Here is a 24,805-nt window from a genome sequence, read left to right as displayed (position 1 = left end):
AGGTGATGGATAAACTCGTCAACAAAAAGGACATTCCTAGTATTACAAGAAATGTCCTTTCCACTAAATTATAAGGTATTTTGCTGAAATTCAAACTCTAAAATTAGTTTACTAGTTTGACCTGTAAACTGATAATTATAGGATCCTCTCAGGTTTTCTAAGTTACCGGTAGCTTTAATAATTGTTCCTGGGGAATCTAAATTTCCTTTATCAAATATTCCTTGCTCTATAGCTGTAAATGTCCCTTGTTGCCCCTTATAAATTCCTTCAAAGTGTAAAAAACCAGAAATTTTAGCAGTAGCCAAGTGACCATCATTTATATTTGAGTCCAAATAATATAATAAGTATTCAACAAAAGCTTTTCCTTGTAATTCCCCATCGATATCATATTCAACATGAGCAATATTAATAGGGAAATCTTTTTTATTATCATCGATTGGTTTTTCATCCCACTTACTTACTGTAAATGTTACCTCCATACACGTAAATCCCCCTTTATCATTAGATAAGTAATCTCCATATCATTTAAAAAGTACTAATTCACAGTCATATCTTATAGGAGTGTTTTTATTTATTTGAGTCCTGTCATATTGCTATCAAGCTCATCAAAATAAAATACACCCTAAAATGAAAAAAAATTATAAAACTTATGGCTAAACTTATTTAAAGTTTTCCTTTATTCCACACCACTCTCCAAAATAGAGAAAGATCCATTCTCACAATCAATTTCTGCCATTGCACCGTAAGGTAAAATAAACTTCGGTTCAGTATGGCCAAAATTTAAATTATAAAGAATCGGCAAATCTTCTAAGTTATGTTCCTTCATAACCTGCAATATTTCCTGTTTATATTCTTCATAGTATTGTTCATCTTTCGGTTTACCAAAAATGATTCCTTTTGCTTTTTGCAGAATACCTTGTGCTGCATAATTTCGTAACCAATATTTTATATAACTTGGTTCTGGATGATCTTCAGAAGTTTCAAAGAAGAGAATACTATTCTCCCAATGTTTTTTCTCAGGCCAAAGTTCCGTTCCTTTTGCAAATTCCAATACTTCAATACAACCACCAATTAAGCGCCCCTGTACAGTGGTAGAGCCTTGAAGTACCTCATATCCATTGTTTTGCTGCATCGTACGTCTTGTATCCTTATTTATTTCAATCCATTCTAAATGCTCACTTGTCCATTCATGAGCTGGTTGAATCTCGCCAATCGTTTCATTTGAAAAGAGGGTACGATTTACCATTTCAATTGTGTATGGATCCATTTCTACATTTTCGGCAAAATCGGTCAGAATTGCTGGACCGTATAAAGAGGAAAGCCCTGCTTTATGACAAAATAAATGTGTAATAGTAACGTCAGAGTACCCCATAAAAATTTTCGGGTTTTCGCGTATCACATTAAAATCTATATAGGGAAGTAACCGGATGCTATCTTCACCGCCAATATTCGCGATAATTGCTTTCACGCGTGTATCTTTAAATGCTGTCATTATATCTTCCGCACGAGCCTCTGGATTGTTATAAAGGTATTCGCTACCTTTTAAGCTATTTGGCATTGGGATAACCGTAAGACTAAAAACTTCTTCTAATCTTTTTACTCCTTGCTCATATCGCCATCTTATTTCAGCATCACCTGCTCCTCCCCACGAAGGACTTACTGTCGCTACGATATCTCCTGGCTGTAATCTCTTTGGCTTTATTAACATATGAATCCCGCTCCTACATAATGTAATGAACTACGGCTATACAAACCGTAGAGTTGAAGAACATTGTACATGACATTAGTTTCTCCGCCTTCAATAAGTTCACCTGCTGTAATTTGAGAATTTAGTATTAGTGCTGAATATAGGAATAATCTACAAATATTTTTTGCTAAATTTATATTTGAAAATCACAGTATGCATCATTGCATGAGGAAAACGGTTGTTATTTTTATAACCTGTAACTATAATGATTACAGGTTGGTCGATACCAATCAAAAAAATAAAATCATCATGAATGGAGATGTTACATATGGGTATGAAAAAAATAATTTTAGCAGGTGCTTTAGGGATCGCAGCATTATCAGGAACAAATGTACCAGGATTAGAACTAACAAAAGCGAGTGCAGCTTCTATTGAATCGAATTTCTCGACGTTAGAAGGACGAGTAGTAGAAGTAGATAACGGTGTGATTGTTGTAAAATCTAAGCAATATGAGGAACCTGTTAGTGTGTATATTGATTCACTTTCAAACGTGAAAGTAGGAGATGAAGTAAAAGCTACTGGATCTATGATGCGTAATTTTACAGAATATATGGTTGCAACTGCAGTTGAAAATACAACAAACAAGTTAGGTATGCACATGAAAGAAGATGGCTCACCTAATTATGTAATTGGAGAAGTATCAAAAGTAGGAACGATGGAAGATGAGGGAGACAGTGCTACTAAATATGTTGTAGTTGAGTATCCATCGTTAAATGGGAAGAAAGATATTATTGATGTTTTCTTAACAAAGGGACAAGTATTTAATGTGGGTGAGAAAGTGAGAATTGATATGAAGTATGTAGGGTGGGGCGGAAGTTCTATTAACTGGAACACAGTTGACCATATTGAAAAAGTTCATGAAGCAAAGACGAACGTTGAAAATAATGATGATGTATGGATTTGGTCTTAATAAGGCGAGTATAAATCGTTATTTGCAATTTTCTCCAAACAATACATGTAAAAACTAAATGTATCATGCAGTACCCATCTAATTATCATTGTGTATGACAATTAGATGGGTACTTTTTTATTTGAAATTTGTGCAAGTCAATGTTCAGCATTTCTTTTTAAGAGTAAATTACGGGTGAAATCAAAACTTTATTTGCAGTACATAATAAATAATGTTGATTTTTTATCTTATATTAAAATAAAAACAAACCACTGTTCGATTTGAATATTCCACGATATAATAGTGAGAGTTTATGGCAGAATAAATATTTACATAAGAAGTGAGGTACTGTATGAAAAAAAGAACGACAGACATTATTTTTATTATTATCGGTGCATTTCTTTTTGCGTTAGGTGTCAATTTATTTGTTATTCCGAACGAGTTTGGTGAGGGCGGGGTAACAGGTATCACGATTATTACGTACTATTTATTTGAGTGGTCACCAGGTTTAGTTAACTTAATTTTAAATGCGATTTTGTTAATAGTCGGTTATAAATTTTTAAATAAGATTACAACGATTTATACGATTATCGCTGTAGTGACCAACTCGCTATTTCTTCATTTAACAGAAGGCTGGACGATTGCTTCTGATGAAATGCTCGTAAATGCCATTTTCGGTGGAATATTTATCGGGTGTGGTATTGGTCTAATCATTCGTGTTGGCGGAACAACTGCAGGTACTACGATTTTAGCAAGAATGACGCATAAGTATTTAGGCTGGAGTATTAGCTATGGTCTACTGTTCTTCGATTTAATCGTTGCGTTTTCATCTTATTTCATCATTGGTGCAGAAAAACTGATGCTGACAATTATTATGTTATATGTAGGAACGAAAGTAATGGAATTTGTAATTGAAGGTTTAAATCCGAAAAAGGCCATCACGATTATTTCTGATAAACCAGATGAAATTGCTGGGAAGGTGACGACTTTAATGGGTAGAGGGGTTACTGTGTATTCAGGTCATGGCTATTACACGAAAACTCCGAAGGAAATTCTTTATGTTGTTATTAATAAGCAAGAAGTAGTGAAGCTAAAGCGGATTGTTCAAACTACAGATCCAGCTGCGTTCATCGCTATACACGATGTTCGTGACGTGTTCGGAGAAGGATTTGTTGATATTTCGAAGGCTTAAAAATTGTTTTTGATTAAAATAAACTTAATACTAAAACGTGAGAATCTATTTTGAATCATCTGTTTTCAAAATAGATTCTTTTTCTTTTTCTTGCAAAAAATCCAATTGTTTCTTAATGTAGTGATGTAGAAGGATGAACGAGAGAGGGTTTAATGAAGATGATACATATTTTATTAGCTGATGACGATAAACATATTAGAGAGTTATTGCATTATCATTTACAAAAAGAGGGGTTTAAAGTTTTTGAGGCGGAAGATGGAAAGGTAGCGCAAGACGTATTAGAGAAGGAAAACATTCATCTTGCGATTGTAGACATTATGATGCCGTTTGTTGATGGTTATACGTTATGTGAAGAAATTCGGAAGTATCATGATATTCCTGTTATTTTATTAACTGCGAAAGACCAGTTAGTGGATAAAGAAAAAGGATTCATTTCTGGTACAGACGATTATATCGTAAAACCATTTGAGCCAGCTGAAGTCATTTTCCGTATGAAAGCTTTATTACGTCGTTATCAAATGCTGAGTGCAGATATTATTACGTTGCACGGAACGACAATTGATCGAAAAGGTGTGGAAGTAAAGTGTAACGGTCAAACAATTTTGCTTCCTTTAAAGGAATTTGAGCTATTATCACAACTTGCTAGTTATCCTGGAAGAACATTTTCAAGAGAAGAGTTAATTGAACTAGTATGGGGAATGGATTTTGAAGGGGATGAACGAACAGTTGATGTTCATGTGAAAAGGCTCCGAGATCGTTTCTCAAAACGAACGGATGATTTTCAAATTACGACAGTACGCGGACTCGGATATAAGTTGGAGCTGAAATAAAATGAAATCACTATATTCTAGATTTGTATTTATGACGGTCGGTATTATGCTACTTAGTAGTATTATCGGCTTTTTATTAACGAACGTATATTATCAAGTGAAGTTAAAACCGTATAATAGTGAAAAGATTTTAAAGTATGCGGAAGAAGTTAAATCGTTATATGAAAAGCAAAGTGAAGAAAATCAAGAGACGTATTTGCATTCTATTGCAAAGTTAGGGTATGAAATTTATATTGTCGATGATCAAAAGAATGGGAAGCGTATCGGTAATGCGTTTCGTAAGACGTCTATTAGCGATGCTACTGTTCATAAAGTATTGCAAGGAGAAACGTTTAATGGTGTTTCTACGTATCCAACGCGTCTCTTTATTACCGGTTTTTTCGATAATGAATTAATAAATAGTGTCGGTGTACCAGTGCAACACGGTGATAAACAGTACGCTTTATTTATTCGTCCCGACATTCAGAACCAATTTGGCGAGATGCGAATTTTCTTAGCGGTATTACTTGGGTTTATCGTACTATTAAGCATTATCTTTATAGTGATTGCAGCAGGTTACATCGTTCGCCCAATTCGTAAATTTACGAAGGCTACGCAAAAAATTGCGAGTGGGGAATATGAAATTGAATTAGATGTAAAACGAAAAGATGAAATAGGAACGTTATCTACAAGCTTCCAAAAGATGACGAAGAGTATTAAAGAACTAGATGAAATGAGACAAGAATTTGTTTCGAACGTTTCACATGAATTCCAGTCGCCGCTTTCTTCCATACAAGGTTTTTCAAAAACGTTGCAAACAGAAAAGATGAGTGAGGAAGAAAGAAATCATTACTTACAAATTATTGAAGGCGAAAGTAAGCGAATGTCTAGTTTATGTAAACAGTTACTTACGCTCGCTTCATTAGATAAAGAGGAAAAGGTTCTACAAATAAGAGAATTCAATCTGCAGAAGCAAATTAAAGACGTCATTTTTATGCTTGAGTGGAAATGGCGCGAGAAAGATATTGCCGTTGAATTTGATGTGCCAGATATCACTATAAAAGGTGATGAAAACTTACTTCATCAAGTATGGAGTAACATTTTCACGAATAGCATCAAGTTTTCAAACGATGGTGGAACGATTGAGTTTTTTGTCGAAGAGTTAGAGTCTAGTGTCATTATCTCTATATCGGATAACGGAATTGGTATGGAAAAAGAAGAAATGGATCGTATTTTTGATCGTTTTTACAAAGTAGATACAGCAAGGGCAAGAAACGTAGAAGGTAGCGGTTTAGGATTGTCGATTGTGCAGAAGATTGTTGAACTGCATAACGGAAACGTTTCGGTATATAGTACGAAGGGGGAAGGTACCACTGTTCGGGTGGAGCTTCCTAAATAGATAGAAGAGGCTGTTTGGGAACAGCCTCTTCTTTTTTTGTCGCTAGTATACGTGTAAAATGAAAAAATATGAGTCATTTTAATTGCATAATCGGATGAGTTTATGGAGTGGGGTTAGGAGGAAGTTTATTTAAAAATGTAGAATCTCTACAGAGTTAGAGGGAGTGTATTAAAACTTGAACTGTGTAGGGAGGAAATTACTTTGAAACGAATTGACTTGTTATTAAATAAACTAGATTCAACATTCGACAAAGAGAGTTGGTATGCACCGTTTAAACATGCTATAGAAGGACTTACAGCTGAACAGGCTATGTGGAAACCAGCTGGAGAGACAACGAATACCATTTGGGAGAATGTTAATCATCTCACTTATTACAAAGAAAGACTTGCTGCAAACTTGGAAGGACGTGAATGGACACATAATCTTGACGGTAATGACACCTTTTATCTTACTAAGCAATCTAATAATGATACGGAATGGAAGGAAGTCGTTGAACGCTCTGAAAATGCTCAGCGTAATTTAAGACAGGTATTAAGTGCAATTTCTGAAAGAGAGCTTGAACAAAATTCACTTGAAGGTAAATTACTGGACATCATGCTTCATGATGCTTATCATACAGGCCAAATTATTCAATTAAGGAAAATGCAGGGGGCATGGCCATCAAAGCGTTAACGGAACCTTTTAGTTGGTGCTATTGTTGAATAAATTTTAGATATTCAAACGACTTCATTGTTATATTTTTAGTGAAGTATTTTACATCCAAAATGAAATAATTATATTTTTAACCCCGTCCCCAATTTAGAACGGGGTTATGTTTGTTCTGTTATAAAGCCGCACCTTTCCCGCACTCTTCCTTAAACTGAAGCTCAAAAGTATCCGCTGTAATTTCATCAGCTTTCGGCAAAGCCCGTAATTTCGGATGGAGTAGCCATACGAGAGAAATGAATAAAATTCCGATGCTAGCGAGCGAGAAAATAAGTTGGCTACTATATACATTCGCAGTGTATCCGCCAATTAAAGAACCGAACGGCATAGCAATTGTGCCCATACTTCGTGTAACTGAATTGATGCGCCCAAGATACTGGTTTGGAATTACAATTTGACCAATTGTCGCAAATAATATGTTGGTCGCCCCAATTGGTATCCAAGCTAAGCCAAATAAGAGAATAGATAACCATTGAAACGGTACAATCGTAGAGAGAAACCAAAAGAAAGCGCTAGTCGCAAAGCTAATAATGGAGACACGGCCAACACTATGTTTACCAACCCATGAACTGAATAGTGCTCCAATTAAACTACCGGCGGATATAGCGGCTAAAAAGAAACCGTATAATTTCACCCCGCCTAAGGAATCAGTGAAAGAAGGGAGTATTGCCATCGTCATACCGATTGAAAAATTAGCGACAACGGAACCGATTAAGAATACGCCCATTAAGGAACGGAAGACAATTGAAAACCCTTCTTTTAAATCAGAGAAATATTGTTTAGTTGAAAGTGATGTGCCCGTTTCGGTTTGCTTTGGTATTTTCAATGAAAAGAACAAAAGGGCAGTAATCGCGAATGTGAAAGAGTCAATTACATATAAAGTGATCGCGCCAAATAGTGCTACTAATATTCCAGAAAGCGTCGTACAAATTAAATCAATGCCTTGATATGCAAATGAGAAGAGTGAATTTCCTTTTAATAATTGTGTTTTATGCAGTAGAAGTGGTAAAGCTTTTGATTGTGCGGGATAGGCGAATTGTTCAATAAAGGCTACGATAGGCATGATGATGAGTAGTAGGTGGACTGTTAGTAGGTCGAAGTAGTGTGTAATAGGAATGATTAAAATAAGAATGCATTGCAGAACTTGTGTAATGACGAGGGTGTTTTTAATGGACCATCTATCAACGAATGGACCAGTAAGAAATTGTAATACAGAAGGTAATAACGTAAGGGAACCAGCCAATCCAGAATAAAAAGGATTACCACTTAATTTGTATACGAGCCACATCGCGGCTACATAATACAAACTATCTCCTATGTTGGTGAAAATTCTTCCTAAAAATAATAAGAGGAAATTCCGGTTTTTTAATATGTCCACTTTATCTACTCCTTTATAATAAATTTATTCGGTAAAATAAATTTGACCGTTTATGTAAAAAAAATCGTATTACGATTTTTCTTCTTTTTTAATAAATTGCTGCATTGTTCTCTCAGCGATTTGAAGTGCAGTAGTAGAAATATAATAAGGTTTACTATTCGGATCTTTATCTGCACCTTTTGTAATTTCGTTTAATTCAGCCATCAATTGATGAAACTTTTTCACCCACACTTGAAATTGTTCTGGCGTAGCATCAAATTCCCAGCAGGATGAAACGTAATTCCACTTAGCTGGATCTTCACTTGCATTTCGTAATGTAAAAGCTTCTTCTGGTGCAGCGAGAATTTGGCTTTTCGTTCTTTCTATCATTTGTAAAAAGATTTGGCGACCTGATTTACTTAATATTTCTAAATGAGGTAATAGATCTGTAGCAGGGGTGAAGCCTTTCGCGACAGATTGATAAAACTTTTGAATAATCCCATTCTTTTCTTCTGTATAAACGATCTCTATAAGACCATTCTTTTCTAATTCTTTTAAATGATAATGAATTTTCGCCCTTGAAATGCCGAATTTCTCAGATAGTAATTGTCCAGTATAAGGACGTTCGCATAGACGTATCATCATTTCGGCACGTAGTGGATCGCTTAATGCTTTTAGTTGGCTATAAGTAGTTAGTGTTAATACGGGCTTCAAAATGATCAACTCCTTAAATGAAATTACTCGGTCAAGATTATTTGACTGAATTGTATCAAGGATTTTGATTGTTTTCAATACTTTCTGAAAATTTAATCTTACCCTCTGTAATCTTCTGTTCATATTCCGTTCATATTTCTTTTTTATGATAAGTGCATAGAAAGAAAGAGGAAGGAGCGAGCGAAATGTTTTTAGCTCTGCGTGAATTAAAACAATCAAAATTACGATACGGATTAATCGGATTGATTATGGTGTTATTATCATTTTTAGTCCTTGTTATTTCAGGATTAGCAAATGGATTATCATATGATAATGCTTCATCGATTCAAAATATGGAGGCAAATAAGTTCGTTTTAGCAGATGATGCGGAAAATAAATTACTTCGTTCACAAATTAAGAAAGACGATGTAGATAACGTAGTAAATCAAGTAGGTGACAAAGAGGCAGTTCCGTTTCGTGTGAAAGTTTCAACATATGAAAAGAAAGATAGTTCGAAAAAGGTTGATATCGCTATTTTCTCAAGCGAACGAGATTCATTTTTAGAACCGAACATTGTAAAAGGTGAGAAATTAGGTACAGCAAATAATGAAATGGTTGCTGATGAATCCATTAAAGAAAAAGGAATCGATATTGGAGATACAATTATTGATCCTGTTTCAAAGAAAGAATTTACAATCGTTGGATTTACGAAAGATCAAATGTTTAGCCATACACCAGTTGTATATGTAAATGAAGATGTATGGGGATCTATTTCACAACCAAACCAAAAAGATTATAGTGCAATTGCGCTGAATACAGATAAAGAAATTAAAAATGCACATGTTATCGACAAAAAAGAAGTACTGCAAAGTATTCCAGGATTTAAAGAAGAGCAAGGAACATTAACGATGATCATTGCATTCTTACTTGTTATCGCAGCGTTATTAATCGGTGTATTCTTCTACGTTATTACACTGCAAAAAACACAGCAATTAGGCGTATTAAAAGCAATTGGTACGAAGAACTCGTATTTAGCAAATAGTTTAGTCGTACAGGCGTTATTCTTATCAGTCGTTGCGATGGTAATTAGTATTGTTCTTGTACAAGGGTTAGAACAAATTTTACCAGCAGGTATGCCATTCTTACTAACAACACCGATGATTGCACAATACGCAGCAATCTTTATCGTAATTAGTATTTTAGGAACACTTATTTCGTTATACCAAGTATTAAAAGTTGATGCATTAGAAGCAATTGGAGGCGGGATGTAATGACTTCATTATTGAAATTAGACAAAGTAAGTAAAGTGTACGGAGAAGGGAATACGGAAGTAACAGCCCTTCATCCGATGTCGCTTGATGTGAAAGCTGGAGAGTTTATCGGAATCGTCGGTCCTTCTGGATCAGGGAAAAGTACATTATTATCAATCGCGGGTGCACTATTATCACCGTCAAAAGGGGATATTTACATTCGTGAGCAAAATATTACGAAGCTATCAGAAAAGGAAATGACAGACATTCGTTTGAAAAAAATCGGCTTCATTTTCCAGTTTGCAAATCTTGTTCCATATTTAAATGTGAAAGAACAATTGCTTTATATTGCAAAGCTAAAAAAAGAAAGTAAACAAGAATCAGAAAAGCGTGCGGATCATTTATTAGCGGCATTTGGATTAGGAGAAAGAAAAAATCATTATCCAAATCAACTATCTGGTGGGGAAAAACAAAGGGTAGCAATTGCTCGTGCGTTCATGAACAACCCAGATTTAATATTAGCGGATGAGCCAACGGCAAGCTTAGACTCAAAACGCGCACGTGAAGTTGTTGAAATGATGAAACGTGAAGTGAAAGAGAGCCAAAAAGCAGCGATTATGATTACACATGATGAAAGAATGCTTGATGTATGTGATCGCATATTGACGCTTCGAGATGGACAGTTAATATAAAGAAAAAAGGCCAACCGTACATGCGGTTGGCCTTTGTATCATTGTTTTTAATAAGTATAATGGCTTTATTTTGAGAATAACGTTTTAATTTTATTGCGTGTTATTAATAAAATCCCGCCTAATACAGATAGCATTCCTAGAGCCATATTGTTTGATTGCTCGCTACCAGCGTTAGGAAGTTCTTTAGCGTTATTGTTTTTAGTACTATTATCTGCTTGCGTTTGTTTAGACTGTGACACTTCATTAATCTTGTTATCAACATTTTGCTTCGTTGTATGTAACTCAGCTAATTTGTCGTCAATTTTTTTCTCAGTATGCTTAAAGTCGTTGATTTTAATATCTAAGTCTTGTTTTTTCTTTGTTAAATCGTCTGAAACAGTTTGTTTCGATTGTTTAATTTCGTTAATTTTATTTAGTAAATCTTCTCTAGCCTTTTGTAATTCAGCTAGTTTGTTTTTTACATCTTGTTTAGCTAGTTCTAAGTTAGCAGAAAGACTGTCTAAATTGCCTTTAATTTTCTTAAGTTCCTCTAACGTATTACCAGTATTCGGCTTGTTTTCTTTTAGTTCAGCGAGTTTGTCTTCAGCAGTTTGTTTCGCTTTTTTTAACTCAGCTAATTTTTCATCTACTTGTTTTTTAACTTCCTTAAGTTCATTAACCTTTTGATCAATGTTCTCTTTATGTTGCTTCATTTCATTCACTTTTTCATCGACAGTTTGTTTATGTTCTTTAATCTCATTCACTTTGTTATCGATATTTTGCTTATGCTCTTTTACTTCAGCAACTTTATCTTCTACTTGTTTTTTATGCTCTTTAATTTCAGCGATTTTATCTTCGGCGATTTGTTTGTCTTGCTGAAGTTTTGCATCTAACTCTTGTTTATGTTGTTTAATCTCGTTAATTTTTTCATCAGCAACTTGTTTACGTTCATGTAGTTCATTCACCTTCGTATCAACATTTTCCTTAACCTTGTTAAGTTCATTCAATGTTTGATCCACGTTTTCTTTGTGTTGCTGCAATTTCGCATCTAACTCTTGTTTATGTTGCTTAATTTCAGCTAATCGATCTCCCGTACTTTGCTGAGGAGTAGCATCATTTACTTCCGCATGAGCAGGGTTCGCGCCAGCAATCATTGCTAAAGCTAGTGTAGACGCAGCGATTGTTTGTTTTGTTTTCATATTTTTGTACCTCTTTTCTTTCATATGCATGAACTGTTTTGTGTAAAAATGAGCATATAGAAGTAGATTATCTTATTATTATATACTATGTTAGGCGCTTAGAGGAAGGATTTGCATAATAATCTATGATTATGTAATTTTTATAATCTCTTATTTGGGGTAGGGGATAAACCTTTAGCTAGATGAACAATTTCTTCTATAGTAAAGCTTACATCTTTATTATTGCGAATAACAAACAAATAATCAGCCTCGTTTTCTACAGGATCTACCACATTATCGTGAAGTGATTCAGTTTGTTGTCGATCAAGTACTTCTTTGAAACTAGAATATCCACCTCTAAAAATATTCGTACTTCGCGTGCTTCGAGCCACTCTTTCGTAAAGTACATCATCTGGAATGTCAAAATGAACTAATATGCGTACATATTCATTCTGTGGAAATAATTCGTTTAGTAAATAGAATCTTCCGTTTTTACTGCGATTGGAATTACAAATAATAAGGTGTAAATTTGTATGTTCTTTCGCATAATCAACAATGAATTTTGAAAGACTGTGCTTTAGTGTATTTGATCCTTCTGTCGGTTGTAATTTTTCATAATGCGTGTTAATAAATTCAGCTTGATTATCTTGATCCATAACGAAAGAGTGGGGTAACTCTTTTTCTAATGCTCTTGCAAATGTAGTTTTTCCACTGTGTGTTTTTCCAACTGTAATGATGACTAATCTTTTCATGACGCCCTCCATTTGTATTGTTATGAACTGGAATATTCTGTGTAGATCGAAATCTTCCTGCTAGAGATTACACAAATTATTGGAGCGTTAGTAGGCTGAAAACTTGACAAAAAACTTATTTATGCTATAATTTACCAATATAAAAATAAGGTGTATAATAGGGTTCTCCTGGCCAGGGGAACCCTATTTTTGTTGTGAAAATGAAGGAGAGTGTATGTGCGTGAAACAAGGTGAAGCAAGTGTAACGTCGTTAGTATCAGCTTTCAGCAGGGCATATCATAGTGAATTTGATAATCCGAAAATCTTTGATGATTATGTAGCTAAAGAGTTCATTTCGCCAAAAGAACGAATTAATATTGAAACGAATATGGTTCAAGGAATACATTTCTTCAATACAGACATTGCACAGCAGTTTCAAGATAATCCACAAGAAATATTAAAATGGATTACACAAGTGCAATTATCACCAACACCTTTAGCACGTGCTGCATATTGTGAAAGAGTATTACTACATGAAATTACATTAGGAGCGAAACAATACGTCATACTCGGTGCAGGCTTAGATACGTTCAGTTTTAGACACCGAGAATTGGAAAATAAAATAGAAATATTTGAAGTGGATCATCCTTCTACGCAGGTGTTTAAGAAGGAAAGAATAAAAGAAACAGAACTTGAAGTTCCAAAAAACCTTCATTTTGTTTCAATGGATTTTACGAAAGGATTTTCCTATGAACAGTTAAGCAATGAAGGATTTGAACATAAAAAGACTTTCTTTAGCCTTTTAGGTGTTACGTACTATTTAACGAAAGAGGAACTTGCTAGTTTATTAGAATGTTTATTCGAGATGGTTCCGGCAGGCAGTTCTATCGTTTTTGATTATCCCGATGAAAACTTGTTTACAGAAAAGGGACTGTCCAATCGAGTTGAAAATATGGTGAAAATGGCTGCGGTAGGCGGAGAACCGATGAAATCATGTTATTCTTATGCTGAAATGGAAGCACTGTTAGAGAAGGCGGGCTTACTCATTTATGAGCATTTATCGCCAGAAGACATAAATAAATTATATTTTGAAGGACGAAACGATTATTTGAAAGCTTTTGAGACAGTGCATTATGTGCATGCGGTGAAAAGGTAGGAAATTAGTAGGCATGGGGAGGAATCTCTGTGTCTTTTTTTATAAAAAAGGAAATGAGCTGTAGTGGTGGAAAATATAATTATAAATATATATAAATTAATGTTTTGTAGAAACTAAAGGAAAGGGGAAATAGAAGATGTTGAAATTACAAGGGAAATACAATGAAGCAAAAGTGTTTACTACGAATGTAGAAAAAACTGCAGCAGGTCAAATTATTGATCTTTGTAATCAAGAATTCGTAAAGGATAGCAAGATTCGTATTATGCCAGATACACATGCGGGTGCAGGTTGCACGATTGGGACAACAATGACAATTCAAGATAAGATTGTTCCTAATTTAGTCGGGGTTAACTAATCGGCTCAGACTTTAAACTACTCACTCAATTGACTGGGAACCCTAACGATAAAAGGCGAGGGCAATCAGCAGCCAGTGGTTATGGTGACATAATCGAATGGTTCAGAGACTTGTACCATGTTAGCAGACTAAGGTACAGAATTATTCCTCATCTATTTTGAATTGAAGAGGAATAATTAATACGGTGAGCCTACAGTAGAGACTGCATATCTCGATGACTGTAGAGAAGGTATAGTCCACTCTTTCAGGAAACTGAGAGGTAAGTACGATATTGGTTGTGGCATGGAAGTTGTTATGATTAATAAGAAAAAAGAGGAAATCAACTTCGATCACTTAGACGAAACGATACGTAAATTTGTCCCAAGTGGTTTTCGTATTCGAGATAAGGAACATCGATTTTCAAAAATGATTGATTTTGATAGTGTAAGAGCCCCGTTTACATTGCAACGTGCTCAAAAAAGTATTGGTACACTTGGCGGGGGCAATCATTTTTTCGAACTGAATGAGGATGATAAAGGAAATGTATACATTGTCATTCATAGTGGTTCGCGTAATTTAGGGAAACAAGTAGCAGAGTATTATCAAAACTTTGCTTACGAGCAACTTATAAACGTTAAATCTATTAAAGAAGAACTGATTGAGCGTTTAACGAAAGAAGGTAGACAACAAGAAATACATGAAGCTTTACGTGAAATTAAGAAACCGGTGATTCGCAAAGAATTAGCTTATTTAGAAGGACAAGGATTTAAAGATTACATGAATGATATGAAAATTGCACAAAAATATGCGGAGTTAAATCGTAAGGCAATGATTGATGAAATCGTCACTAAAATGGATTGGAAAGTAACAGATCAATTCACTACAATTCATAACTACATCGATATGGAAAATATGATTCTACGAAAAGGTGCTATTTCAGCTCAGAAAAATGAACGAGTAATCATTCCAATCAATATGAGAGATGGTTCAATCATTGCATTTGGTAAAGGAAATCCAGATTGGAACTTTTCTGGCCCTCATGGAGCAGGGCGTATTATGAGTCGCAAGAAGGCGAAAGAAGTACTTAACTTAGAGGATTTTCAAAATACAATGACAGAGGTTTGGACTACATCTGTTGCAGAAAGTACTTTAGATGAAGCACCAATGGTATATAAGCCAATGGATGAAATTATTGAGAATACAAAAGAAACAATTGATATTAAACATATTATTAAGCCACTTTACAATTTTAAGGCTAATTAAAAGAGGAGTAACGTTTATTAAAGAAAGAGAACTTGAAAAGATAGCATATTTTGTGGCGGTTATATAACAGAGATTAAAAAGACAACATATTAAACTAAGAGATTCATCATATTCATTTACATTTATGTAATGTTAAAGACTAGAAAGCTATATTGGCGCGAATTGCTAATTGTGGGGTGTGAAAAAAGACAAAATCTCTTAAAAAACACTTAATTTTTTACTCCATCTATCTTTACAATCCCTCTTTATAATGTGAATTGGACAAGCACCTAAGAGAAAGCAGAACATGTCAGTTTGTACATTCTATTATTAGGGGGAGAATTTGTATGAAAAAGACAGTTGCTTCGTTAGCAGTTATGGCGGCATTATTACCGACGTTTTCAGTGCATGCGGAAGGGAAAGAGCAAGCCCGAAAATCAGCTACAACTTTTAATGTTATTAGTGATATTCAAGGGGATTTAGGGGATTTTGATCATGTGCTAAAAGATATGAACAAAGTGACGCCACTTTCTAGAGCGCTTATTATGAATGGGGATATAACGCCGACTGGACAACAGTCACAATATGATGATGTAAAGCGTGTGTTAAATAAAAATAAGCATCCAGAAAATGTATGGTCTACTGTTGGGAATCATGAGTTTTATGCTGGTAAATGGACAGCGGATGGGAAACTCTCTCAAAGTACATGGCCAAATGGTGTAACTGAGGAAACTTTATTTAACCGCTATCTGAAATTTAGTGGACAAGAAAAGGTATATCATAAAAAAGAATTAGATGGTTATCCGCTTCTATTTTTAGGGACGGAAAAATATATGAAATACCATGATTCAAAAATGTGGGATGAAGTATATATGAGTGATGAGCAACTAGGTTGGTTAAAACAAAATTTAGAAGAGTACAGCCAAAAAGATAAAAATAAACCAGTTTTCATTTTCTCTCATCACGTTTTACCCGATACTGTGTCTGGATCAAGACAATCACCATATTTACAAGACTATTTAAACGTTGATAAATTGTACGATATATTAAAAGACTATCCGCAGGTCGTTTTCTTTACGAGTCATACGCATTGGGATTTAAACTTACCGGACTGGGCTGGTAAAAAGAAAATTGCAGGCGGAGATAAAAAAGGATTTACTGTTGTAAATACGGGCGGGATTGAAACGGGCTGGATGTCGGCTGGACCAAATGGAGGAGAGAAGACTGCTCCTGATGGCTATTCATTTAAACAAGGGTTGCAAGTGAAAGCATATGGTAACGATGTAATTGTGACAGCTTACGATTACAAACGTGATAAGGATATAAAGAAGTTATTAATTAGTGATTCAAAAATTGCGCAGATGGCACCAAATGTAACGGCAGATGATAGTAAAAATATAATTGTCGGTGCAACTGAATATATGGAGTACACTATAGAAGGAACGAATGAGTGGCATACGTATAGTAAAGCAAATCCTCCGGAATTTGATGGAGATAAAGTCGTATACGTACGTCATAAAGGTGAAATGAATTTAGAGCCGGGATTAACGCAGTTACTTCGTTTTTCGGTAAATAAGTGATTGGAGGGAGTCTGCATTTGAATGTGTGGGCTCTTTTTTTGTTGATGAGAAAGGGGTTGCCTGTCTGTCGTTTTTTGTCGATAGATCGATATATTAAGAAAATCGTTGATATACTGCAAGTTACGATCGATATATTTAAAAAATCGTTGATATATTGTAAGTAATGAACGATATATTTAAAAAATCGTTGATATAAATTTCATGTACCATAATTAAGTTAAAAGCATTAATACGGTTTTACTTATCAAAATGAAATTCTAATACATTTTTAACCGAGAAAGATGACTTCACCATTTTTACGTGTAATAATAGTAACGTTACATATATTGTGAAAGAAGTACAAAAGGAGCGTTACAATGAATTTAGCTAAATTCCCGAGAAAAAAATATACAGAATCATATACACCAATTGAAAAGTTAAACAATTTTTCTGAAGCACTTGGTGGTCCGACTATTTATTTTAAACGAGATGATTTACTTGGTTTAACAGCCGGTGGCAATAAGACGAGAAAATTAGAATTTTTAGTTGCAGATGCACAGGAAAAGGGTGCAGATACGTTAATTACAGCTGGTGGTATTCAGTCAAATCATTGCCGCCTGACACTGGCAGCTGCGGTAAAAGAAAAAATGAAATGTATTCTTGTATTAGAGGAAGGGCTTGAGCCAGAAGAGAAGAGAGACTTTAACGGAAACTATTTCTTATATCACTTATTAGGTGCTGAGAATGTCATTGTTGTACCGAACGGAGCAGACCTGATGGAAGAAATGCATAAAGTAGCAAAAGAAGTAAGTGAAAAAGGTAGTACACCATATGTAATTCCAGTTGGTGGATCAAACCCTACGGGCGCAATGGGATACGTTGCTTGTGCCCAAGAAATTATGGCGCAATCATTTGAGCAAGGAATTGATTTCAGTTCAGTTGTTTGTGTAAGTGGTAGCGGCGGTATGCATGCTGGTTTAATTACTGGTTTTTCTGGAACGCAAAGTCATATTCCTGTAATTGGAATTAATGTAAGTAGAGGAAAAGCTGAGCAAGAAGAGAAAGTAGCAAAACTTGTAGATGAAACTTCAGCACACGTTGGTATTCCAAACTTTATCCCGCGCGACGCTGTTACGTGCTTTGATGAATATGTAGGGCCAGGCTATGCGTTACCAACGCCAGAAATGGTAGAGGCAGTTCAGTTACTTGCGAAAACAGAAGGTATTTTACTTGATCCAGTGTATACAGGTAAGGCAGTAGCGGGATTAATCGACTTAATTAGAAAAGGTAATTTTAATAAGGAAGACAATATTTTATTCGTACATTCAGGTGGTTCACCAGCTTTATATGCGAATACGTCTCTATTTGCGTAAGTGTAAAAAGCATTGGGTATCCAATGCTTTTTGTTATATACTGGACTATTTGAGCTGCGGACCAATTCTATCACTTTAATTAACTAAAAGAAGAACTTCCCCATCCCGATTAGACTACTAATCATTCCTATTCCACCCATTGTGCCTTTTCCTGCTGTAAGTAAGTTTCCAAGCATTCCTAGCTGACCGTTACCTCCGTTATTTCCCCATCCCATTGGGGCCCACGGACTACCCCATCCTGGAGGGTTTCCAAAAACACCCGAGTTATTGGTATTGAAATGAAAAGACTTGGCTGGCGGCGATAGTAAAGCGGCAAGATGCCCTTGTGCGAACATCCCTGTATGATTGAATGGTTGGGCCCAGGGGAAGGAAGGTTTTTGAAAATTAAAACCTGCATGACCTGGTAGTGGAGTCCAATTAGTAGGGTGACCTTGTGGCATTATCCCTGCATAATTGATTGGCTGCTGCCCCCAAGAGAAGGGAGGAGGTTGGGGATTGAATCCCGTATAATTGGCTGATGAATCCCAACTAACTGGATAGACTCGATAACTCCAATTCTCAGGAATCTTCAAATCATTCATTACCTTAGATTTAGTTATTTCGGGCTGTGAATATAATGAAATTTGGTTAGTATATTGTTCCCCGTTTCCCTTTGAATTCAAATACCAATATTGGTCCATACGCTTATTCTCCTCACTTTAAAAATGTAATGTTAGACTTAGCCTATGTAATATTCCTTTTTATGGATGGTTACATAACTAGATCTACAAGCCTGTATTTAAAGGAATGGGTGCGTGGTCTTGTTGATTTTTCTCACTGCCTGTAAAATTCCCATTGATTTAAAGTTTCAATTTATTTTAGAAGGGTATTTTCAGTTGCTTCTTTTTGTATTTCAGCCTAATTTAAATTCCGTTAACAAACGTTTTTATAAAGGTTTCATCAACAAAAAGATTTTAAAATGGTATGTTGAGCAAGTGGAATTGCTAAAAAGAGAATATCCATTCGAAGAGTTTGGCAAAATACTGCAAGGGTAATGTTTTCTTGTGCAAATATGTAAACGATTTAAACGAATCAATGAAATTTATAATGAAGGGGCAATTAAATATATGAGTGAAACATTACATAAAAGAAAACCACCATATGTAATGCTTGTAATCCTTTTTATTGGGGCATTTGTTTCATTTCTAAATAACTCCCTTTTAAATGTAGCCTTGCCATCAATAATGAAAGATTTAAACATTCAAGATTATTCAACGATCCAGTGGCTTTCTACAGGGTATATGCTTGTAAGTGGTATATTAATTCCGGCCTCAGCATTTTTAATAACGCGTTTTTCAAATAGGAGCCTATTTATTACATCTATGGTGATTTTTATTCTTGGTACTGCCTTAGCGGCTGTAGCACCGAATTTTGGTTTATTACTTACTGGTCGGATGGTTCAAGCGGCAGGCTCTTCAGTTATGGGACCTTTGTTAATGAATATTATGCTAGTAAGCTTTCCGAGAGAAAAAAGGGGAACAGCAATGGGGATTTTTGGACTAGTTATGATTACAGCTCCAGCAATTGGGCCGACACTATCAGGTTATATTGTAGAGTATTATGACTGGCGTTTGCTTTTTGAAATGATTTTACCGTTAGCAATCATTAGCTTACTGTTAGGGATTTGGAAATCTGAGAATGTCATGAAACAAAACAAAAATGCAAAACTTGATTATCTTTCATTACTATTATCTTCTGTCGGTTTTGGCGGTCTGTTATATGGATTCAGTTCTGCAAGCTCCGATGGCTGGACGAATAAAGTTGTCTTAACAGCCTTAATCATAGGCGCTATTGCCTTAATTGCTTTCATTATCCGTCAATTAAAAATGGATGAGCCGTTATTGGATTTACGTGTTTACAAGTACCCAATGTTTGCACTTGCGTCTGTAATTGCAATTGTCAACGCGGTGGCCATGTTTTCGGGTATGATTTTAACACCAGCTTATGTACAAAACGTCCGTGGTATTTCGCCGCTGAGCTCTGGGCTGATGATGCTTCCAGGTGCGGTAATAATGGGGATTATGTCACCAATTACAGGTAAACTATTTGATAAATATGGTCCTCGGATTCTTGGCATAGTAGGGCTTTCCATTACAGCTGTTTCAACTTATATGTTGGCAAGTCTGCAAATTGACTCTAGTCATACACATATTATTCTTATTTATACACTGCGGATGTTTGGGATGGCGATGGTGATGATGCCACTTATGACAAATGGTCTTAATCAATTGCCAACTCGCTTAAATCCGCACGGTACAGCTGTTAATAATACAGCTCAACAAGTGTCCGGTTCCATTGGTACTGCTATTCTTGTTACGATTATGAATTCTGTAACAAAAACAAAAGCTGAAAGTTTAATGTCTCATATAGATCCAACAACCTTCACAGAAACTACGAAGGCAATAGTAACTCAGAAGGCTTTATTATCCGGAATTCAGTATTCATTCTATGTAGCGCTTGGCATGAATGTTGTTGCACTACTATTAGTTTTTTTCGTTAAACGTGTAGATACAAGTGCGGAAGCCGTCGAGAAGTTAAATCGGTAGAGAAGAATAAAACGTTAGATAATGATTCCTACAAGTTGTTTGCTGATTAGATAAACTATAAAGAAATACAAATTTTTGCTACTAAGGCGCCGGTATTTAAAATGGGAAAAGAACTGAAAGAAGCAGTGACATAATTATGTAGTGAAAGAGGACCTGATGTTCATATCAGGTCCTCTTTCATTAGTAACACGGTATATTGCTTATTGTATTGGTTTAACTAAACCACTGATTTTTCAAATACTACAATCTTAAGCTCGTCAACTTCTCTATTTTGGGGTGTTTTAGAAGAAAATGAATCAAAATAATCATTTTTATGAACAAATACAAGAGATGAGATCCGTTTGCAATTTCTCATAAACATTACAAGTTTAGATTATCTTTTAATACCAACATTAAAAGGCTCCAACTATATTTATTCGCTTCATTTTAATTTAGTATTTTTCTACAAGTTATAAATCTAATTGCCAAGCTTATACGCAATATCATAATCATGAATAGTTAGGGAAAAGATAAAATAAGGTAATCAATTACATATCTTTATTTCATGCTTTTTTGAAAGGGTGTTTTTAATGGAAAAAAAAGTATCTGCCATTCCTCAGCCGAAAACATATGGACCGCTGGGTAATCTCCCATTAATCGATAAAGATAAACCGACCCTATCCTTTATCAAGATAGCGGAAGAGTATGGTCCCATTTTTCAAATTCAAACTTTAAGTGATACCATCATTGTCGTTTCTGGACATGAATTGGTAGCAGAAGTTTGTGACGAAACACGGTTCGATAAAAGTATAGAGGGTGCTTTAGCAAAAGTTCGTGCCTTTGCTGGAGACGGATTATTTACAAGCGAGACTCACGAACCGAACTGGAAAAAAGCTCATAATATTTTGATGCCTACATTCAGTCAACGGGCAATGAAAGATTACCATGCCATGATGGTCGATATTGCTGTACAACTCGTTCAAAAATGGGCACGACTTAATCCGAATGAAAACGTAGATGTTCCGGAGGATATGACTCGCCTTACGTTAGATACAATTGGTCTATGTGGTTTTAATTACCGCTTCAATAGCTTTTATCGTGAGACACCTCATCCTTTTATTACTAGCATGACCCGTGCTCTAGATGAGGCGATGCACCAATTACAGAGGCTGGATATAGAAGACAAACTCATGTGGAGAACGAAACGTCAATTTCAGCATGATATCCAATCTATGTTTTCTTTAGTAGATAATATTATTGCTGAACGTAAAAGTAGTGGAGATCAGAAAGAAAATGATTTACTTTCCCGTATGTTAAATGTGAAGGATCCGGAAACTGGTGAAAAATTAGATGATGAAAATATTCGTTTTCAAATTATCACTTTTTTAATAGCTGGGCATGAGACAACAAGTGGATTGTTATCTTTTGCAATTTACTTTTTATTAAAGAATCCGGATAAATTGAAAAAAGCCTATGAAGAAGTAGACCGTGTTTTGACAGATCCTACTCCAACATACGAACAAGTTATGAAACTGAAGTATATACGGATGATTTTAAATGAATCGCTACGTCTATGGCCTACCGCTCCAGCATTCAGTCTCTATGCAAAAGAAGATACAGTGATTGGCGGGAAATACCCAATTAAGAAAGGAGAAGATCGTATTTCTGTTCTTATTCCACAGCTACATAGGGATAAAGATGCATGGGGAGACAATGTGGAAGAATTCCAACCTGAACGATTTGAAGAGCTGGATAAGGTTCCTCATCATGCTTATAAGCCATTTGGAAATGGCCAGAGAGCATGTATCGGTATGCAATTTGCACTTCATGAAGCCACTCTTGTAATGGGAATGCTTCTTCAACATTTTGAATTAATCGATTATCAAAACTATCAGCTGGACGTAAAACAAACATTAACGCTAAAGCCTGGTGATTTTAAGATTAGGATTCTACCTCGAAAACAAACTATTAGTCATCCTACTGTTCTTGCACCTACAGAGGACAAGCTGAAAAACGATGAAATTAAGCAGCACGTTCAGAAGACACCTTCTATTATTGGGGCCGATAATCTTTCACTTCTTGTTCTGTATGGCTCGGATACAGGTGTAGCAGAAGGTATTGCAAGAGAATTAGCAGATACAGCTAGTTTAGAAGGAGTTCAAACGGAAGTGGTAGCTCTTAACGATCGAATTGGAAGTTTGCCAAAAGAAGGAGCGGTACTTATTGTGACTTCTTCTTATAATGGAAAACCGCCAAGTAATGCAGGGCAGTTTGTGCAATGGTTGGAGGAACTAAAACCAGATGAGCTAAAAGGGGTTCAATACGCAGTTTTTGGTTGTGGAGATCATAATTGGGCTAGTACCTACCAACGGATTCCAAGATACATTGATGAGCAGATGGCTCAAAAAGGAGCAACAAGATTTTCTAAACGCGGAGAAGCAGATGCAAGTGGTGATTTCGAGGAACAGCTCGAGCAATGGAAACAAAGCATGTGGTCTGATGCGATGAAGGCATTTGGATTGGAACTAAACAAAAATATGGAAAAAGAGCGCAGTACTTTGAGTCTGCAATTTGTTAGTCGTCTTGGAGGATCTCCTCTTGCACGAACATATGAAGCAGTGTATGCATCTATACTAGAAAATCGTGAACTCCAATCATCCAGCAGTGATAGAAGTACACGACATATCGAGGTATCCTTGCCAGAAGGTGCTACATATAAAGAAGGAGACCACCTTGGAGTGTTGCCAGTTAATAGTGAGAAAAATATCAACCGAATTTTAAAACGTTTTGGATTAAATGGGAAGGATCAAGTTATACTGAGTGCAAGTGGACGAAGTATAAATCACATACCTTTAGACAGTCCTGTTAGTTTATTGGACCTCCTTAGTTATAGTGTTGAAGTTCAAGAAGCAGCCACTCGAGCACAAATACGAGAAATGGTAACATTCACAGCATGTCCTCTTCATAAAAAAGAATTGGAAGCATTATTAGAAGAAGGAGTTTACCATGAACAAATACTAAAGAAACGGATTTCAATGTTGGACCTTCTTGAAAAGTATGAGGCTTGTGAAATCCGATTTGAACGCTTTTTAGAACTTCTTCCTGCGCTCAAACCGCGTTACTATTCTATTTCAAGCTCTCCACTCGTTGCACACAATCGTCTGAGCATTACGGTCGGTGTTGTTAATGCGCCTGCATGGAGTGGGGAAGGGACATATGAAGGAGTCGCTTCTAATTACTTAGCTCAGCGTCATAATAAAGATGAGATTATCTGTTTCATTCGAACGCCGCAATCAAACTTTGAATTACCTAAAGATCCAGAAACACCAATTATTATGGTGGGGCCAGGTACTGGAATTGCACCATTCCGTGGATTCTTGCAAGCGCGTCGTGTTCAAAAGCAAAAAGGTATGAACTTAGGACAAGCGCATCTATATTTTGGTTGTCGTCATCCTGAAAAAGATTATCTTTATCGTACAGAACTAGAAAATGATGAAAGAGATGGATTAATCTCTTTACACACAGCTTTTTCTCGTCTAGAGGGACATCCAAAAACATATGTACAGCATTTAATAAAACAAGATAGAAGCAATTTAATTTCGTTATTAGATAATGGAGCTCATCTTTATATATGTGGTGATGGAAGTAAAATGGCTCCGGATGTAGAAGATACCCTTTGTCAAGCATATCAAGAAATTCATGAAGTCAGTGAACAAGAAGCAAGAAATTGGTTGGATCGTGTGCAAGATGAAGGGCGATATGGAAAAGATGTTTGGGCTGGTATATGAATGTTTCTTAATTAGATACATATTAACTAATGAACTTCTTTCGAATAAATTTCACTTTATTAGTATAGTGTATTTAGATGAATAGTGATTAACCAGACTATTTAGTATCTACTAAATAAAAAACAGGACCTGATATGCATCTATCAGGTCCTGTTTCACATAGACATT

The 24,805-nt window shown here is 35.6% G+C and carries 22 protein-coding genes; 15 read left to right on the top strand and 7 right to left on the bottom strand.

The genetic code is table 11. The annotated features are described in order from the left end of the window. Positions 1-68 precede the first annotated feature (68 nt). Complete coding sequence (locus tag DN399_RS15755) at positions 69-479, bottom strand: DUF3224 domain-containing protein (protein WP_000454094.1); 411 nt, start codon at positions 477-479, stop codon at positions 69-71. A gap of 197 nt (positions 480-676) precedes the next feature. Then, on the bottom strand, positions 677-1,708 hold the full coding sequence (locus tag DN399_RS15750) for a S66 family peptidase (RefSeq protein ID WP_000905874.1): 1,032 nt from the start codon (positions 1,706-1,708) through the stop codon (positions 677-679). 307 nt (positions 1,709-2,015) lie between these two features. Here DN399_RS15750 and DN399_RS15745 point away from each other — a divergent pair, with 307 nt between their 5' ends. From DN399_RS15745 to DN399_RS15725, 5 genes are all read left to right on the top strand, one after another. Beyond that, positions 2,016-2,657 (top strand): hypothetical protein, encoded by a 642-nt coding sequence (locus DN399_RS15745; RefSeq protein WP_149149792.1) that lies wholly within the window; start codon positions 2,016-2,018, stop codon positions 2,655-2,657. 331 nt (positions 2,658-2,988) lie between these two features. After that, entirely contained in the window at positions 2,989-3,828 is an 840-nt protein-coding gene (locus DN399_RS15740) for a YitT family protein (protein ID WP_000747497.1), read from the top strand. 152 nt (positions 3,829-3,980) lie between these two features. Beyond that, complete coding sequence (locus DN399_RS15735) at positions 3,981-4,658, top strand: response regulator transcription factor (protein ID WP_000781961.1); 678 nt, start codon at positions 3,981-3,983, stop codon at positions 4,656-4,658. 1 nt (position 4,659) lies between these two features. Then, positions 4,660-6,036, top strand: coding sequence for a sensor histidine kinase (locus DN399_RS15730; RefSeq protein ID WP_044307396.1), 1,377 nt, complete (start codon positions 4,660-4,662; stop codon positions 6,034-6,036). A gap of 201 nt (positions 6,037-6,237) precedes the next feature. After that, on the top strand, positions 6,238-6,708 hold the full coding sequence (locus DN399_RS15725; protein WP_000820996.1) for a DinB family protein: 471 nt from the start codon (positions 6,238-6,240) through the stop codon (positions 6,706-6,708). 151 nt (positions 6,709-6,859) lie between these two features. On the opposite strand, the gene DN399_RS15720 is transcribed toward DN399_RS15725, so the two are convergent. Together DN399_RS15720 and DN399_RS15715 are read right to left on the bottom strand one after the other, a co-directional pair. Continuing rightward, positions 6,860-8,119 carry an MFS transporter gene (locus DN399_RS15720; RefSeq protein ID WP_149149791.1) on the bottom strand — a complete coding sequence of 420 codons (1,260 nt, stop codon included), beginning with the start codon at positions 8,117-8,119 and terminating at the stop codon, positions 6,860-6,862. A 69-nt stretch (positions 8,120-8,188) separates the two neighbouring features. Then, positions 8,189-8,812: an ArsR/SmtB family transcription factor gene (locus tag DN399_RS15715; protein WP_149149790.1), complete on the bottom strand. Its 624-nt coding sequence runs from the start codon at positions 8,810-8,812 to the stop codon at positions 8,189-8,191. Positions 8,813-8,997: 185 nt separating this feature from the next. On the opposite strand from DN399_RS15715, the gene DN399_RS15710 reads away from it, so the two are divergent. Then, entirely contained in the window at positions 8,998-10,062 is a 1,065-nt protein-coding gene (locus DN399_RS15710; RefSeq protein WP_006922800.1) for an ABC transporter permease, read from the top strand. After that, a complete protein-coding gene (locus DN399_RS15705) occupies positions 10,062-10,733 on the top strand; it encodes an ABC transporter ATP-binding protein (protein WP_000202606.1) in 672 nt (223 codons plus the stop codon). The genes DN399_RS15710 and DN399_RS15705 overlap by 1 nt, the downstream gene beginning before the upstream one ends. A 65-nt stretch (positions 10,734-10,798) precedes the next feature. Here the strand turns inward: DN399_RS15705 and DN399_RS15700 are convergent, their stop codons facing one another. Together DN399_RS15700 and DN399_RS15695 are read right to left on the bottom strand one after the other, a co-directional pair. Beyond that, the gene (locus DN399_RS15700) at positions 10,799-11,911 is read right to left on the bottom strand and encodes an LPXTG cell wall anchor domain-containing protein (RefSeq protein ID WP_000851000.1); all 1,113 of its coding nucleotides are present in this window, start codon (positions 11,909-11,911) and stop codon (positions 10,799-10,801) included. A gap of 140 nt (positions 11,912-12,051) precedes the next feature. Then, positions 12,052-12,642 (bottom strand): ATP-binding protein, encoded by a 591-nt coding sequence (locus DN399_RS15695; RefSeq protein WP_000826991.1) that lies wholly within the window; start codon positions 12,640-12,642, stop codon positions 12,052-12,054. Between the two features lie 214 nt (positions 12,643-12,856). Here DN399_RS15695 and DN399_RS15690 point away from each other — a divergent pair, with 214 nt between their 5' ends. From DN399_RS15690 to cuyA, 5 genes are all read left to right on the top strand, one after another. Next, the gene (locus DN399_RS15690; RefSeq protein ID WP_149149789.1) at positions 12,857-13,777 is read left to right on the top strand and encodes a class I SAM-dependent methyltransferase; all 921 of its coding nucleotides are present in this window, start codon (positions 12,857-12,859) and stop codon (positions 13,775-13,777) included. Between the two features lie 136 nt (positions 13,778-13,913). Further along, a complete protein-coding gene (locus DN399_RS15685) occupies positions 13,914-14,132 on the top strand; it encodes an RtcB family protein (RefSeq protein ID WP_000916240.1) in 219 nt (72 codons plus the stop codon). A gap of 282 nt (positions 14,133-14,414) precedes the next feature. Continuing rightward, positions 14,415-15,374: an RtcB family protein gene (locus DN399_RS15680; protein WP_086412423.1), complete on the top strand. Its 960-nt coding sequence runs from the start codon at positions 14,415-14,417 to the stop codon at positions 15,372-15,374. A gap of 326 nt (positions 15,375-15,700) precedes the next feature. Further along, complete coding sequence (locus tag DN399_RS15675; RefSeq protein ID WP_149149788.1) at positions 15,701-16,933, top strand: DUF4073 domain-containing protein; 1,233 nt, start codon at positions 15,701-15,703, stop codon at positions 16,931-16,933. Between the two features lie 356 nt (positions 16,934-17,289). Next, positions 17,290-18,285: a D-cysteate sulfo-lyase gene (gene cuyA / locus DN399_RS15670; protein WP_149149787.1), complete on the top strand. Its 996-nt coding sequence runs from the start codon at positions 17,290-17,292 to the stop codon at positions 18,283-18,285. Between the two features lie 83 nt (positions 18,286-18,368). On the opposite strand, the gene DN399_RS15665 is transcribed toward cuyA, so the two are convergent. Then, complete coding sequence (locus DN399_RS15665) at positions 18,369-18,965, bottom strand: hypothetical protein (RefSeq protein WP_149149786.1); 597 nt, start codon at positions 18,963-18,965, stop codon at positions 18,369-18,371. 114 nt (positions 18,966-19,079) lie between these two features. On the opposite strand from DN399_RS15665, the gene DN399_RS15660 reads away from it, so the two are divergent. The 3 genes from DN399_RS15660 to cypD all read left to right on the top strand — a co-directional run bounded on the left by DN399_RS15660 (position 19,080) and on the right by cypD (position 24,637). Then, a complete protein-coding gene (locus tag DN399_RS15660; RefSeq protein ID WP_000243463.1) occupies positions 19,080-19,319 on the top strand; it encodes a hypothetical protein in 240 nt (79 codons plus the stop codon). A gap of 72 nt (positions 19,320-19,391) precedes the next feature. Further along, positions 19,392-20,870, top strand: coding sequence for a DHA2 family efflux MFS transporter permease subunit (locus DN399_RS15655; protein ID WP_071731923.1), 1,479 nt, complete (start codon positions 19,392-19,394; stop codon positions 20,868-20,870). 569 nt (positions 20,871-21,439) lie between these two features. Next, positions 21,440-24,637: a bifunctional P-450/NADPH--P450 reductase gene (gene cypD / locus DN399_RS15650; RefSeq protein WP_149149785.1), complete on the top strand. Its 3,198-nt coding sequence runs from the start codon at positions 21,440-21,442 to the stop codon at positions 24,635-24,637. Positions 24,638-24,805: the final 168 nt, after the last annotated feature.

This window comes from Bacillus sp. AR4-2, from assembly GCF_008274865.1.
Taxonomy (GTDB): Bacteria; Bacillota; Bacilli; order Bacillales; family Bacillaceae_G; genus Bacillus_A; species Bacillus_A cereus.
The sequence above is the reverse complement of the archived record's forward strand: the minus strand, read 5'-3'. Positions and strand labels throughout refer to the sequence as shown.

Excerpts from the sequence above, each read along its gene's own strand:
- DN399_RS15755 (WP_000454094.1), bottom strand. The coding sequence starts at position 479 with ATGGAGGTAACATTTACAGTAAGTAAGTGGGATGAAAAACCAATCGAT.
- DN399_RS15750 (WP_000905874.1), bottom strand. The coding sequence starts at position 1,708 with ATGTTAATAAAGCCAAAGAGATTACAGCCAGGAGATATCGTAGCGACA.
- DN399_RS15745 (WP_149149792.1), top strand. The coding sequence starts at position 2,016 with ATGGGTATGAAAAAAATAATTTTAGCAGGTGCTTTAGGGATCGCAGCA.
- DN399_RS15740 (WP_000747497.1), top strand. The coding sequence starts at position 2,989 with ATGAAAAAAAGAACGACAGACATTATTTTTATTATTATCGGTGCATTT.
- DN399_RS15735 (WP_000781961.1), top strand. The coding sequence starts at position 3,981 with ATGAAGATGATACATATTTTATTAGCTGATGACGATAAACATATTAGA.
- DN399_RS15730 (WP_044307396.1), top strand. The coding sequence starts at position 4,660 with ATGAAATCACTATATTCTAGATTTGTATTTATGACGGTCGGTATTATG.
- DN399_RS15710 (WP_006922800.1), top strand. The coding sequence starts at position 8,998 with ATGTTTTTAGCTCTGCGTGAATTAAAACAATCAAAATTACGATACGGA.
- DN399_RS15705 (WP_000202606.1), top strand. The coding sequence starts at position 10,062 with ATGACTTCATTATTGAAATTAGACAAAGTAAGTAAAGTGTACGGAGAA.
- DN399_RS15700 (WP_000851000.1), bottom strand. The coding sequence starts at position 11,911 with ATGAAAACAAAACAAACAATCGCTGCGTCTACACTAGCTTTAGCAATG.
- DN399_RS15695 (WP_000826991.1), bottom strand. The coding sequence starts at position 12,642 with ATGAAAAGATTAGTCATCATTACAGTTGGAAAAACACACAGTGGAAAA.
- DN399_RS15690 (WP_149149789.1), top strand. The coding sequence starts at position 12,857 with ATGTGCGTGAAACAAGGTGAAGCAAGTGTAACGTCGTTAGTATCAGCT.
- DN399_RS15685 (WP_000916240.1), top strand. The coding sequence starts at position 13,914 with ATGTTGAAATTACAAGGGAAATACAATGAAGCAAAAGTGTTTACTACG.
- DN399_RS15680 (WP_086412423.1), top strand. The coding sequence starts at position 14,415 with ATGGAAGTTGTTATGATTAATAAGAAAAAAGAGGAAATCAACTTCGAT.
- DN399_RS15675 (WP_149149788.1), top strand. The coding sequence starts at position 15,701 with ATGAAAAAGACAGTTGCTTCGTTAGCAGTTATGGCGGCATTATTACCG.
- cuyA (WP_149149787.1), top strand. The coding sequence starts at position 17,290 with ATGAATTTAGCTAAATTCCCGAGAAAAAAATATACAGAATCATATACA.
- DN399_RS15665 (WP_149149786.1), bottom strand. The coding sequence starts at position 18,965 with ATGGACCAATATTGGTATTTGAATTCAAAGGGAAACGGGGAACAATAT.
- DN399_RS15655 (WP_071731923.1), top strand. The coding sequence starts at position 19,392 with ATGAGTGAAACATTACATAAAAGAAAACCACCATATGTAATGCTTGTA.
- cypD (WP_149149785.1), top strand. The coding sequence starts at position 21,440 with ATGGAAAAAAAAGTATCTGCCATTCCTCAGCCGAAAACATATGGACCG.